Below are 13,268 nucleotides of genomic sequence, written 5' to 3'. Positions count from 1 at the left end.
GCCCGCCAGCTCTCCGCGAGCCGGGTCCGCACGCCGGTGCCCATGCTAACGGTCGATCTCCGCCGAGAGCGGCAGCCGCTCGCGAGGCGCTGGCGGGGGCGCGGTGGTTGGCTCGACGGATGCGCATCTTCTTCACCGGCGGCAGCGGCAAGGCCGGGCACCACGTGGCGCCCTACCTGGCCTCGCAGGGCCACCGGGTCACCAACGCCGACCTCGCCCCCCTGCGCCACGCGGACGTCCAGGACCTGCGGGTCGACCTCACCGACGCCGGCCAGGTCTACTCGGCGATGGCGGGCACCCCCACCGGCGCTGACCTCGACGGTCCTCGCCGCGACGCCGGGACCGCATCGGCCTACGACGCCGTCGTCCACTACGCCGCCATCCCCAGCGAGTTCCTCGCCCCGGACGCGACGACCTTCTCCACCAACATCGTCAGCACCTACAACGTGCTCGAGGCGGCGACGCGGCTCGGCATCCGCAAGGTGGTCTTCGCCTCCTCGGAGACCACCTACGGCATCTGCTTCGCCCAGGGCGAGCGCAAGCCGTTGTACGTGCCGGTGGACGAGGAGCACCCGGTGGTCCCGGAGGACTCCTACGCGATGTCCAAGGTGGCCGGCGAGGTGACGGCCCGGTCCTTCCAGGCCCGCTCCGGCGCCGACGTGTACGGCCTGCGGATCAACAACGTCATCGAGCCGCACGAGTACGAGGAGGAGTTCCCCGCGTTCCTGGCCGACCCGTCGCTGCGGCGGCGCAACGTCTTCGCCTACATCGACACCCGCGACCTGGGCCAGCTGACGCTGCGGGCGCTGCAGACCGACGGCCTGGGCTTCCAGGTGTTCAACGTCGCCAACGCCGACACCTCCGTGGCCGTCACCACGCAGGAGCTCGTCGAGCGCTTCTACGACGGCGTCGAGGTGCGCCGCGAGCTGGGCGCTCACGAGACGCTCTACAGCATCGACAAGGCCCGCGAGCTGCTCGGGTACTCCCCGGAGCACTCCTGGCGCGACGTGCTGGCGGACCCCCGCCGATGAGGACGACGACGCCGGCCGCGGCTGGTGCTGCGGCCCCGGCGGTGGCCGCGCCCCCGAGCCTCGACGTGCTGCGCGCCCTGCCGAAGGTCAGCCTCCACGACCACCTGGACGGCGCCCTGAGGCCCCAGACGATCATCGACCTCGCGCCGGGCGCGGGCCTGGACCTGCCGACCACCGACGCGGACGATCTCGCCGCCTGGTTCCTCGCGCAGTCCACCACCGGCTCCCTGGTGGACTACCTGCGCTCCTTCGACGTCAGCACCGCGGTGCTGCACACCGCGGAGAACCTCGAGCGGGTCGCCCGCGAGTACGTCCTCGACGTGGCAGCGGACGGCGTCGTCCACGGCGAGGTCCGCTGGGCGCCGGAGCTCATGGCGACCGCCGACCTCAGCCTCGACGAGGCGGTCGAGGCCGTCCACGCCGGGCTGCGGGCGGGTGCCGAGGAAGTGCGTCGCGCTGGCGGGCGCACCACGGTGACCCAGCTGCTGTGCGCGATGCGCCAGAACACCCGCTCGGTGGAGATCGCGCAGCTGGCGCTGCGCCACCGCGACCACGGGGTGGTCGGGTTCGACATCGCCGGTCCGGAGGCGGGCTTCCCGCCGAGCGACCACCGCGAGGCCTTCGAGCTGCTCGCGGCCCACCACCTGCCGGTGACCGTGCACGCCGGAGAGGCCGACGACCTGGCCAGCATCGACTCGGCGCTGCTGGACGGCCGGGCGCTGCGGCTGGGCCACGGCGTGCGCCTCGCGCTGGACGTCACGGACTCCCCCGATGGTCCGGTGCTCGGACCGACGGCGGCGTGGGTGCGCGACCGCGGGATCGCCCTGGAGACCAGCCCCACCTCGAACCTGCACACCGGAGCCGTGGCCGGGTGGGGCACCGAGATGGCCCACCACCCCTTCGACCTGCTCCGGCGCGCCGGCCTGGCCGTGACGGTCAACACCGACAACCGGCTCATGAGCGCCACCACGCTCACGGCGGACCTGGCCGCGCTGGTGGACGCCTTCGGCTACGACCTGTCCGACCTCGAGGCGTTCCAGGTCACGGCGGCTCGTGCGGTGTTCGCGCCCCAGGCGGAGCGGGAGGCGCTCGTCGGCGCCGTCCGAGACGGGTTCGCGGCGCTGCGGGAGGCGGCCTGACAGTGGCGGCCTGAGGGCGGCGGGGTGGGTCAGCAGCACGGGCTGGGTAGCGTCGCGGTGACCGCCCGCCCCGGCGAGCCCCACCCCGTCGCACCGCGTCCAGCGGCCAGGAGCCCCTCCCGTGATCCACCTCGACAGCCCCGACGACCCGCGCCTGGTCGACTACACCGGACTCACCGACGTCGCCCTCCGCCGCGTCCGCGAGCCCGCCGAGGGCCTGTTCATCGCCGAGTCGAGCCAGGTCATCCGCCGCGCTCTGCGCGCCGGGCACCGCCCGCGCTCCCTGCTCACGGCCCCGCGCTGGCTGCCCGACCTCACCGACGTCCTCACCGCCTGCGAGGAGGCCGGCGCTCAGGTGTTCGTGGCGGAGGAGCCCGTCCTGGAGGCCATCACCGGCTTCCACGTGCACCGCGGCGCCATCGCCTCCATGCACCGCCCGGCACTCGTGGCCGTGGCTGACCTCCTGCGCGACGCGCGAACCGTCGTCGTCCTGGAGGACATCGTCGACCACACGAACACCGGAGCGATCTTCAGGTCAGCGGCCGGTCTCGGCGTGGACGCTGTCCTCGTGACACCGCGGTGCGCCGACCCCCTCTACCGCCGCAGCGTCAGGGTGAGCATGGGCACCGTCTTCCAGGTGCCCTGGACCCGCATCGAGCCGTGGCCAGCCGGCATCGACCAGCTCAAGGACGCCGGCTTCTACGTGGCGGCCCTCGCCCTGTCCGACGACTCCGTGCCCCTGCAGGACTTCGCCGCGCGTCGCCCGGACAAGCTGGCGCTGATGCTCGGCACCGAGGGAGACGGGCTGACCCCTGCCAGCGTCGCCGCCGCCGACACCGTGGTGCGCATCCCCATGCACGGCGGTGTCGACTCCCTCAACGTCGCCGCCGCCAGCGCCGTCGCCTTCTGGGCCCTCGGCACTGACGCCACCACTCCCCCACCGGCATAGGCCGGCACCGCCGGGCTCGACCGGGCGCGAGGACGGGTCGAGCCACGCCCACGAGCCGGTGACCTCGAGTCGCGGCAGCACGGCGACGACCTGCCGCGGCGACGGCAGTGGACGCGACGGCTGGCCGACCTGCACGAGCCGTCGCCACGCTGGCCAGACCCAGCTGAGGATCCAGCTGTTCGGGGCCGAGTCGCCTCGCACTGGACCGCGCGCCGAAGCCATGGCCCATCGGGAGCCAGCATCGGATCTTCGTAGGGCGCCCGCTGGGTGAGACGGACCACCGGGCGGGGTATCCGTGCACCCGCAGGTCGGAGGTCCGAGTCTCGTGACGCACCGTCACAGGGTGCCCGGTGGACGGTCGTCAGCGAGACGCTGACCGCAAAGCGGTCCTCCAAGGCGCATCCATTGTTCTCAGGCTTTCAACAGCATCGAGTAGCCCCGGCTGCGCTGACGATGTGCCAAGACAACGACACACTTCCCACGTGGATCCCACCACCGTCGCCGACACCTTCGGGACGTACCGCCCCACCCAACAGACCACCCCCACCCAGCGACGCGTCCTGCGCTGGTGGAACAGGACCGTGCTGGCAGCTGCGACCATCTGGCTACTCGTACTCGTGCTGCGCAACGACCTCGGTGCCGCACTCCCAATCTTGGTTTGGATCGTGGTCGCCGCAGCAGTCAGCACCACCTGTCTCGCCCCGACTCTGACGGAGGCTCTCAACCCACTGGAGGATGAGAGTCATGGCGGCACCGAGGAAGTACCCCGATGAGCTGCGCGAGCGAGCGATCCGGATGGCGGTCGAAGCCCGCCGTGACCCAGCCACCCGCCCAGGCGCCCTGGCTCGCATCGGTGGACAGCTGGGCATCAACGCCGAGACGCTGAGGAACTGGGTCTCCCAGGCCGAGGTCGACGAGGGCCTGCGTTCGGGCACCACCACCGACGAAGCCCGCCGGATCGCTGAGCTGGAGCGGGAGAACCGCGAGCTGCGCCGGGCCAACGAGATCCTCAAGACCGCCTCAGCGTTTTTCGCCGCGGCGGAGCTCGACCGCCGACTGAAGTGATCGTCGCCTACATCGACGCCCACAAGGACCGCTTCGGGGTCGAGCCGATCTGCACGGTGCTCAGCGCTGCTGGCACGCAGGTCGCCCCGAGCACCTACTACGCCGCCCGTTCCCGGCGCCCCTCGATGAGGTCGGTCATCGATGCCGCTCGCACCGCGGCGATCCGCGCGGTGCACGAGGAGAACTACGGCGTGTACGGCTCCCGCAAGGTTCACGCCGAACTCCTCCGGCGCGGGCAGCCGATGGCCCGCTGCAGCGTGGAACGCTTGATGCGCGCCGCGGGGCTTCGGGGTGTGAGCAGGGCCAAGGGCCCCCGCACCACGATCCCGGGCACGGGGCCTGAGACCCGCGCGGACCTGGTGGAGCGGAAGTTCACAGCGCCGGCCCCGGACCGGCTGTGGGTCGCTGACATCACCTACTGCCGGACGTTCACCGGGTGGGTGTACGCGGCGTTCGTCATCGACGTCTTCAGCCGGCGAGTCGTCGGGTGGCAGGTGTCCACGAGCCTGCGCACCGACCTGGCCCTGGACGCCCTGGAGATGGGTCTGTGGACCCGCCAGCACGCCGGCCGCGACGTCGCCGGCGTCGTGGCGCACTCGGACAAGGGCGTGCAGTACGTCGCGATTCGCTACACCCAGCGTCTGGCCGAGGCCGGCGCTGTCGCGTCGGTGGGGAGCACCGGCGACTCGTATGACAACGCTCTGGCCGAGGCGTTCAACTCCCTGTTCAAGGCCGAGCTGGTCCGTCACCGGGGCCTGTGGAAGGGCATCGAGGATCTGGAGATCGCGGTGGCGGAGTACGTGGACTGGTTCAACCACCGGCGCCTGCACGGCGAGCTGGGCCTGGTCCCGCCGGTGGAGTTCGAGGCCGGCTACTACGCCAGCACCGCTGGCATCAGCGTCCCAGCTACCGTCGAGGCGTTAGTTCCGAGTCTCTGACAGACACGGGGCGAGACAGACTGTTGCCTCGTCCGGCTGACCATCCTGAGTGAGTCATGGCGCTAGCCGGCGACCGGATCGCGAAGCAGCAGCGCGTCTCCGCCAAGCCAACATCAACAAGCGCATACGGTCGTGGGATGCCGAGCATCAGCGCCGATGGATGGGTCCTGCTCATCCGCGAGGCGGTCGCTTTCCTCGTACCGCTCGCCATCGTCCTCCTCGGCCTCTACGCCGCGGTGCGGTTCGGAGTCAAGCACGGGATGCGAGACAGTCGGCGCGAAAGCAGGACGGGCAACGCTGGTCGGACCGCTGCTGAAGCGCTTGAGTTGCCCGATCCACGTATGTGAGCCGCCCATTCCCAAACTCCCGACGGCCACGGCGTTCGCTGAGCGATCCCTTCTGCGACGGACGGCGGCCCGAGCATCGGGGCGTCGTGACGTGCTTCGAGGCGGACGGTCAGCGGTCCTCGTCCGACATGAATCCTGCTCCAGCGTCTGGGCGACATGACGACAGGCTCGTCGCCGCCACGGGCCTCGCACGCCACGATGAGCCGTGCGCCAGCCGTCCGAGCGCACCATCTGCGCGCCGGCTCGCCAGGCCAGGCCCGAGCCATCCGCGGACGGATCGGCGCGGGTCCTGATCGCCGAGGAGCATGGCGTGGCGTGGACGCAGCAACGGTGATGACCGCTGGCGTGCGCGGAGGCGACCACGACGGCTGGGAAGCCAGCTTCTGAGACGTCACGAAGCAGTTGCCACCAGTTCGCACAGCACCGGCTCACCGCATCACGTGATCGGCCCAGCGGTACCTACCCGGACGACCTCCTCCACGGGCATGGTCATCCCCTGATCGACGCCCACGAGACGGAACGGCAGACTGCTTCCGAAGAACAGGAACCGCTGGTGAGACTCGAAGTCGGATACCGGTACGAGCTGCACACCGTAGATGAACCCATCCACGGACGAGTCCAGGAGTACTGCGGCCGAATTCTCAGCTCCTGGGGGGCTGTGGCGTGGTACTTGGATTCCCCTATCAAGAAGATCAACGTGTCTCTGTGGCGGACGCAGCACACGACGTTCGACCACGTGAGCATGCGGCGGGTGACTGAGTGCGACGGCTTCGTGCACGTGCGGCTGTTCACCGACCGGGAGGACTTCCCGCTGGCCTCCGATGATGAGCTGATCCAGTTCCTGGGGGACCAGTTCATCGACGCCCATGAGATGGCGGAGCAGCACCTGTCACTGGAGCCAGGTACGTGGACATCGCTCCTGAGAGATCTGCAGAGCGCCGGGTGGCCCGCTACCTACGCTCTTGCGCCGAAGCAGTCCCGCAACCGGCGGTGGATCGCCGAAGCCGGCGGCACGGTGGAATGGCGTGGAAGCACCGTGTGGCTCCAGGTGAAGGATGCAAAGTCCGGGGAGGTGGCAGCAGAAAAGCGCTACAAGATCGGGGGCGACTGGCACTACCTTCGCGCTGCCGTGCGGAAACTCCAGTGGGTTGACGGCGTCGCGCGCCTTGAGCCCTTGCGGCGGCTGGGTCTGATGATGGGTCGAGTCCTGGAGATCGACATGCGCTCCAAGTGACCGAAGGACACCCCCGCAGGAGAAGTGGGACCAGCTGTGCGGCGTCGTGTTCGCTGCCATGACGATGTCATGGGCTGGCTCATCGCGTTTCAGGGAGCGGGAGCGGCCTGAACCTGCCCACCTCCTGCAGGGAGTGGGCGATGGAGTTCTCCAGGTTTCGAAATCCGTATGCTGAGTTCCACGGAAGTCCAGCCAGCCGTCGACCGCCTCGATCGGCCCGCTGCTCGTGCCAGGCCGGTAGAGAGTCTCCTTCGCCGTCGGGCCAGACAAGACGCCGCCTTGTCGACGGCCATCTGGGACGAGCGGCATCTCTAGGAGCTCGCACCGTTGCGACCTTGGCTGCCTCTGCCTTGACCCGGGCGTGCCACAATTTCGTCACGGTCGACTGGAGGCGTCCTGAATTTTAGGTCGATCAATACTCGACCGATACACAGCCATCAGGCCACCAGATTGACTCAAGAAGGCAATCAGTGCTGACAGCGTTACCCAAAGCGGCGACGGCACAAAGCGGCTCACGACGAAAAGGGTTTCTAGGGCGGCTAAAGCTCCGGGCAGCAGAACGAACCACACAAGTCTCCGACGTCCCTGAAACAATCTGGCAGATCCTCGAGTTATCAGTAAGCACGCGACAATGTTGACCAAGCCACCGACAGCGCCAAGACCAGCGGCAAAGAATAGAATCCAGCCGGTATACGCTTGATTAGTCGGAGAACCCGAAACCAGGACACCAGCGAGCATGAGGCCACCCAAGCATCCAATGGCAGGGCCCGCAGCGAGGAGCCGGGCGATGGCGCGGAAATCGACGATTCGCTGCATGTTTCCATCCTATCGGAGGTGGCCTGGCTCACTCGCATTGAGTGAGCCAGCCCTCACGCCGGTCAGTACTTTCCGTAAATCCCGGTCATGTTGGCGCTTTCACAGGCCGAGGCAACCAAGCAAGCGAGGGAAGCATAACGCCGCTGGTAGACTGTCGCCCACGAAGATCCCCTTGAGATGTACACCTCATGATCGGGCATCTGACGGTGACTTCCGGTCTGGATCGACCAGGTCCCAGAATTAGTCACATGAATGACGAAAGAAGAATTGATCCCGTTCGGGATCCCCGTGCAAAACGGATCGGTGGCGCGCGCGATGAAGCGGATGTCCACTGCACTCGCGGTACTCGCCGTCAGCCTCTCAACCGACATGCCACTCGCAGAGGCGGTCTTCTCAGCGAGCAGCTTCCCTGCCGAGTCGTAGACGTGCGTCGTTCCCATGCTGATGTTCTTTGAGACAGATCCGCCCGAGTTCCAGTTAATCACCGCCCCCTCTCGAGTCCGATACGGGTAAGCGCTGGGACCAAAACCACGATTGTCTCCACCGAAGTAGTACTTGGCGGGCCCGGTCAGAGGAACGGGATTATTGTACTGGCCGCACCCTGCGGGCGGACCAGGAATCTTATCTTGTTCAATGAAGGTCTGATACTGGATATTGGTCGTTGAGATTGCGGCGAGTGCCGATGCCCGTGCACTAGCATCCGCCTGCAAGCTTGACGTGGAGGTGCCGCTCTTGCCGGGCACAGCAACGGACGCGCCCCAAGTGCGCGCATCGATGGTGCTGTCCGCAGAGGGTAGAATGGATTCGACCCGGTACTCGTGCACCTCCCCCGGCTTGACGGCGACGTCTTTGTAGCTCGTGGAAGAGGTAATTCCAATCTGCTTGTCATCCCGAACAACTCGATATTGCGTAATGCCGACTACGGAAGCCCAAGACAGATTCACCGCGGTCGGAGTGGCAGCAGTCAAGAACTGCGAGCTGGCATCGCCTCCTGTTGCGGTCAAGTCAGCGACCGCCTTCTGTCCAGCTGAATTTTCAATCAGTCTCACATCAACTTTCGGCGCCGAAGTGCGGGCCGAAGTATCTAGCGTTGAAGCATTCGGGGCCGGCTGTGCGTATTTGCCGGCCGCGAGATCAGCGAGTGTAAAATCGGCGGCTGTGGACGAGCTCTGAGGGGCCGCAGCAACTGCTTGCATCGGAATGCTCAGCGCTGCACATGTCGCCAGAACAACTGCAATCGTCGAGCTGCGAGCGACCCTTCGCCTTGGCCGAGATGGAAGTGTCGCAACCAGCGTATTTCCCTTCGCGTTTCGCATGGGCGAGCGCGCATCCGTCACAATTCCTCCAGTTTAGACAAGGGATGCCAAGTAAACCGGGGGAGAACGTGCTTGCGCACCGAAAAGCTCCCGGCTGTCCGCAAGCCTCACCGTGGAGGCTCGCTAAGACCAGCGGCTTTACTATGCCATTACTGAAGATCATCCTTAGGACTGCAGGTGATCACTCTTGGAACTGGGCATCGCCCCGCGCCGTCATACTGTGGATGGATGTGGAGGACGTCAGCAATACCGTACGGAGCCCTGCAGACTGCCCTTGCTGCCTCAGCGCACCCGAGAATGCATGTCGAGGCCCTCAAGGGATGGCAATTTTCATGCCAGCCATCTAAAGGACCTCGACCTGCTTGACGCTAGCTTCGACGACCCCAACTTGACCACGTTCACCGGTAGCGACGCCTCCGGCCTGCGCATCACCGTCCAGCGCCTCGAACCGGGTCGGGACGTCCTGGCCTGCTGCCTCGCGCATGACGACGCCACACCCGCCGCGGTGACCGCGACGTCATAGTTGTTATCGACCTGACCCCCGTTCGCGACGGAACCGGCCCCGTACGCCTGCTCGACATGGGCGAAGGCCGATCTAGGGCGGCGTCTACCGCGTGGCTAGCAGCGCGCCTCCAGCCATGGTGCGACGGCACCGAGATCGTGGCCATGAACGGGTTCATTGACTTCGCGAGCCTCACCACCGAGCTACCCGAGCCGACCCCGTGATGGACTCCTTCTAGCTTGTCCTGGCGATCTTCCCCGGGTGTAGTTCACCCTGGAGTGATGTCCGACGCCATGAAGTCACCGACCAGGCCTGAGCAGCCATCGAACCCCTCATGCCCGCCGCCGGACGACGCAACGGACGCTGGAGAGACCACCGCCAGGTCCTGAACGCCATCATCTGGAAGCTGACCACCGGCGCCCCCTGGCGCGACATCCCCGAGCGCTACGGCCCCTGGAAGACCGCCCACGAACGCCTGCGCCGCTGGGAAGCCGACGGCACCTGGGACAAGATCTTCTCCCACGTGCAGACCCACAACGACGGCGAACCCGTCGAGCTGGTCGTCCACGTGGACTCCACCAGCGTCCGCGCCCACCAGCACTCCGCCGGAGCGCGAAAAAGGGGGCGGCCGCGGTGCCCTACTGGCGTGCAGGGCAGCGCGCCTGCGCGGTCACGCTCGTTGAGGGTGAAGCCCTCGGGCGCTCCCGCGGCGGGCTGACCAGCAAGGTCCACCTCGCTGTGGACAACAAGGGCCGACCGCTGTCACTGACGATCACCGAGGGACAGGCCGGGGACAACCCCCAGCTGATGCCGCTGCTGGACGCGATCGCCCTCAAGACCGGCCGCCCCGGACGGCCCCGCAAGAGACCCGAGCACGTCGTCGCCGACCGCGCCTACGCCCACCCCGTCACCCGCAGGGCGCTGCGCCGGCGGGGCATCGCCCACACCATCCCGGAGAAGTCCGACCAGACCGCCCGCCGGGCCGCCAAGGGCAGCCGCGGTGGGCGCCCGCCGAACTTCGACCCGGCCAGGTACCGCGACCGCAACGTGGTAGAGCGCTGCTTCAACCGCCTCAACCAGCGCCGGGCACTGGCCACCCGCTACGCCAAGCGCGCCAGCCTCTACCGAGCCCTCGCGGTGATGCGGCTCGGGTGCCCGTCGCCGCCGCATGGCTTTGACCTGGTGCACCCCGGGTACAGCCCCGTAGGTGTTCGGGGTGCACCACTACGAAGAATCTCAGGCGCCGAGGCCGACGAGGCCAACGAGGCTTGGAGCCGACCGCGCTCGCTCACTGCACTTCACGGTCTTCTCCATAGAGATGGCGGCCTGGTTGCTGGCATACGCGGGGAGTTCCCGCGGGCGGACAGCGATGGTCAGCGTGCTGCTGACCGGTCGGGGATCCCCGAGTGCGGCGGGTCGCTGGGGCTCGACTGGGCCCCTCAGGACGGCTCCAACCGCCCGGTCGATGGTCCCTTCGTGCGACTGCTTGCCTTGGCGTGCCGGTGCACCCGAGCGCCGTCTGGGAGCAGCGCCTGATGCGGGACTCAAGTGCCGGTGCACGCCCGCCGATGATCGGGCGTGTCATCCACCGGCCGGGGCACCGGCCATCAGAGCTGGCGGCTCCCGGGTCTGCTGTCGCTGCCTGAGGACGTCTGGCGCACCCGCCACCGCTGGGTCACCACCGTCCTGCTCGCCCACCTGCCCCTGCTCGCGGGCTGGACCCTCTACCGGCACACCCCGCTGCTGGCCGCCGCGCCGCTGGCGATCCCCGCCGCGCTGTACCTGCTCGCCACCGCCGAGCAGCTCACCCGGGGCCGCCTCCGCGTGCATCGAGCGCTGGCCTCCTGCGCCGCCGCTGCCGGGCTCATGGCCTGCTCCTCCTACCTGGTCTCGGTCTCCGGGGGGTACATCGAGGCCCACTTCCACTTCTTCGTCATGGTCCCCGTCGTCGCTCTGTACGAGGCCTGGGCACCGTTCAGCATCGCCATCGCCTGGGTGCTGCTCGAGCACGGCCTGGTCGGGACCCTGTGGCCACACCACGTCTACGGGCACAACCACGAGCACATGGCCCACCCCTGGCGCTTCGCTGGGGTGCACGCCGCCTTCTTCGCCGCCGCCTGCACCGGGTCCCTGACCGCCTGGACACTGGCGGAGCGCGCCCGCGCCGTCCAAGCCGACCTGGTCGAGCAGCTGCGCCACCAGACGCTGCACGACGACCTCACCGGCCTGGCCAACCGCGCCCACCTGGCCCAGACCATGGACTCCGTTCTGGCCAGCGGCGCCTCGGTGGCCGTCCTGGCCCTGGATCTGGACCGCTTCAAGGAGGTCAACGACACCCTGGGCCACTCCGCCGGCGATGAGCTGCTGCGCGCGGTCTCCGCGCGCGCCGCCACCGGGGTTGAGCGGCCCGGGCTGCTGGTGCGCCTGGGCGGGGATGAGTTCGCGGTGCTGCTGCCGGGCCTGGACGCCCAAGAGGCCCTGGCCGTCGCCCAGCGGCTCCGGATGACCATCGCGCGGACCACCTCGCTGCAGAACGTGGAGCGGAACAGCTCGGCTGGCACCTCACCTGGAGAGGCGTCCCTTCCGGCCCGCACGATTGCGGTCAGCATCGACGTCAGCATCGGCATCGCCCACCGCCCCGCCCTCCCTACCGGTGCCAGCGGAGCCCTGGGCCCTGCTCAGCGGGCTCAAGTCGCCGATGAGCTGCTGCGCGAAGCCGATGTAGCCATGTACACCGCCAAGCGCTCCGGGTCGGGCACCGCGCTGTACGAGGCCGCCACCGACTCCTACACCGCCTGCCACCTGGCGACGCTGACCGACTTCCGCCGCGCCCTGGACGCCGACGACCAGATCGTGGTGCACCTGCAGCCCAAGGTCGCCATCACCAACGGCCAGCTGCTGGGAGTGGAGGCTCTGGCGAGGTGGAACCACCCCGTGCGCGGACTGCTGGCGCCGTCGGAGTTCATCGCGATGGCCACCAGCGCGGAGCTGTCCGCGCCGTTCACGACCAAGGTGCTCACCGAGGCGCTCTTCGCCTGCCGGTCGTGGCTGCGCCGCGGCTACCGGGTACCGGTCTCAGTCAACATCACCGCGCACTGCCTGGTGCGTCCGTCGTTCGCCTTCGAGGTCGCTGACCTGCTGGCCCGCCAGCGCGTCCCGGCAGACCTGCTGTGCCTGGAGATCACTGAAGACACCCTGGTGGCTGACCCGACAGCAGCAGCGCAGGTGCTGGCCGCTCTCAGGGCGACCGGGGTCCGCACCTCGATCGACGACTTCGGGACGGGCTACTCCTCGCTGTCCTACCTGCGCCAGCTGCCTGTGGACGAGCTCAAGATCGACCGCTCGTTCGTGCTAGCACTCTTCCCCCACGGTTCGGACGAGCCAGCTGATGACGCGCTGGTGGCCACGATCGTGGACATGGGCCATCGACTGGGGATGCACGTGGTCGCCGAGGGTGTCGAGCGCCGCGACGAGCTCGCTGTCCTGGCGGGACTGGGCTGCGACAGCGTGCAGGGCTACCTCTACTCCCCGCCCGTCCCAGCCGACCGCTTCCCCGTGGAGCTGCTACGCACCGCAGCACGCACCACCCCGTCGGCTGGCTACCAGGTCCTCACCTGACAGCAACCACCTGCCGCGTCGAACACCCCAACTACGGCGGGTGACGGCGCGCCATCAGCACCCGCAAGGAGCTTCGCGGCGTCCTGTGACCGTTCCGCTCCGAGACGAGACGGAACGCCGCGGTCGGTGCTGTGGGACGCCTCGAGACGTTTGGTGAAGCGGTGAAGTCATGTCCCGTGAAGTGGTGTAGATCCCGGAGCCGCTCCCGGTGATCCACACGTGGTCGTCTTCGTTGACGACGACGTAGCGATCAAGTTGAGCGGTCACCGCGCGATGGTCAGTGAGACCGGACTAGGGAACTCACGGATAGGAC

General features: G+C 68.1%; 10 protein-coding genes, 2 pseudogenes and 1 other annotated feature. Of the genes and pseudogenes, 10 read left to right on the top strand and 2 right to left on the bottom strand.

Features of this window, described 5'->3' with window-relative positions; translation table 11 throughout:
• The first annotated feature begins 119 nt into the window (after positions 1-119).
• The 7 genes from FMM08_RS05025 (at position 120) to FMM08_RS04995 (ending at position 6,703) form a co-directional block, all read left to right on the top strand.
• A complete protein-coding gene (locus FMM08_RS05025) occupies positions 120-1,031 on the top strand; it encodes an NAD-dependent epimerase/dehydratase family protein (protein WP_147925222.1) in 912 nt (303 codons plus the stop codon).
• A complete protein-coding gene (locus tag FMM08_RS05020; RefSeq protein ID WP_147925221.1) occupies positions 1,028-2,170 on the top strand; it encodes an adenosine deaminase in 1,143 nt (380 codons plus the stop codon). Before FMM08_RS05025 ends, FMM08_RS05020 begins: the two co-directional genes overlap by 4 nt.
• Positions 2,171-2,291: 121 nt before the next feature.
• Positions 2,292-3,119, top strand: coding sequence for a TrmH family RNA methyltransferase (locus tag FMM08_RS05015; protein WP_147925220.1), 828 nt, complete (start codon positions 2,292-2,294; stop codon positions 3,117-3,119).
• Between the two features lie 482 nt (positions 3,120-3,601).
• On the top strand, positions 3,602-3,892 hold the full coding sequence (locus FMM08_RS05010; RefSeq protein ID WP_147925219.1) for a hypothetical protein: 291 nt from the start codon (positions 3,602-3,604) through the stop codon (positions 3,890-3,892).
• A protein-coding gene (locus FMM08_RS05005) for an IS3 family transposase (RefSeq protein ID WP_147925218.1) occupies positions 3,864-5,122 on the top strand; the annotation gives its coding sequence in 2 pieces (ribosomal slippage) (positions 3,864-4,155 and positions 4,155-5,122; 1,260 coding nt in all). The genes FMM08_RS05010 and FMM08_RS05005 overlap by 29 nt, the downstream gene beginning before the upstream one ends.
• Positions 4,142-4,273 (top strand) — a sequence feature (AL1L pseudoknot). Its footprint overlaps the gene before it by 132 nt.
• Positions 5,123-5,259: 137 nt before the next feature.
• Positions 5,260-5,469 carry a hypothetical protein gene (locus FMM08_RS05000; protein WP_147925217.1) on the top strand — a complete coding sequence of 70 codons (210 nt, stop codon included), beginning with the start codon at positions 5,260-5,262 and terminating at the stop codon, positions 5,467-5,469.
• A gap of 553 nt (positions 5,470-6,022) precedes the next feature.
• Positions 6,023-6,703 (top strand): hypothetical protein, encoded by a 681-nt coding sequence (locus FMM08_RS04995; protein WP_147925216.1) that lies wholly within the window; start codon positions 6,023-6,025, stop codon positions 6,701-6,703.
• Positions 6,704-7,078: 375 nt separating this feature from the next.
• Here the strand turns inward: FMM08_RS04995 and FMM08_RS04990 are convergent, their stop codons facing one another.
• Positions 7,079-7,519: a hypothetical protein gene (locus FMM08_RS04990; protein WP_147925215.1), complete on the bottom strand. Its 441-nt coding sequence runs from the start codon at positions 7,517-7,519 to the stop codon at positions 7,079-7,081.
• Positions 7,520-7,581: 62 nt separating this feature from the next.
• On the bottom strand, positions 7,582-8,856 hold the full coding sequence (locus tag FMM08_RS04985) for a hypothetical protein (protein WP_147925214.1): 1,275 nt from the start codon (positions 8,854-8,856) through the stop codon (positions 7,582-7,584).
• Between the two features lie 468 nt (positions 8,857-9,324).
• Here FMM08_RS04985 and FMM08_RS04980 point away from each other — a divergent pair.
• The 3 genes and pseudogenes from FMM08_RS04980 to FMM08_RS04970 form a co-directional block, all read left to right on the top strand.
• Positions 9,325-9,549 (top strand): annotated as a pseudogene (locus FMM08_RS04980) (ISL3 family transposase); the annotation flags it as partial.
• 122 nt (positions 9,550-9,671) lie between these two features.
• Positions 9,672-10,480: pseudogene (locus tag FMM08_RS04975) on the top strand (IS5 family transposase); the annotation flags it as partial.
• A gap of 435 nt (positions 10,481-10,915) precedes the next feature.
• Positions 10,916-12,955, top strand: coding sequence for a putative bifunctional diguanylate cyclase/phosphodiesterase (locus FMM08_RS04970; RefSeq protein WP_147925213.1), 2,040 nt, complete (start codon positions 10,916-10,918; stop codon positions 12,953-12,955).
• Positions 12,956-13,268: the final 313 nt, after the last annotated feature.

Source organism: Quadrisphaera setariae (assembly GCF_008041935.1).
Lineage (GTDB): Bacteria > Actinomycetota > Actinomycetes > Actinomycetales > Quadrisphaeraceae > Quadrisphaera > Quadrisphaera setariae.
The sequence above is the reverse complement of the archived record's forward strand: the minus strand, read 5'-3'. Positions and strand labels throughout refer to the sequence as shown.

What these genes read in the sequence shown, in the direction of transcription:
- FMM08_RS04990 (WP_147925215.1), bottom strand. Translation starts at nt 7,519, where the DNA reads ATGCAGCGAATCGTCGATTTCCGCGCCATCGCCCGGCTCCTCGCTGCG.
- FMM08_RS05020 (WP_147925221.1), top strand. Translation starts at nt 1,028, where the DNA reads ATGAGGACGACGACGCCGGCCGCGGCTGGTGCTGCGGCCCCGGCGGTG.
- FMM08_RS05000 (WP_147925217.1), top strand. Translation starts at nt 5,260, where the DNA reads ATGCCGAGCATCAGCGCCGATGGATGGGTCCTGCTCATCCGCGAGGCG.
- FMM08_RS05025 (WP_147925222.1), top strand. Translation starts at nt 120, where the DNA reads ATGCGCATCTTCTTCACCGGCGGCAGCGGCAAGGCCGGGCACCACGTG.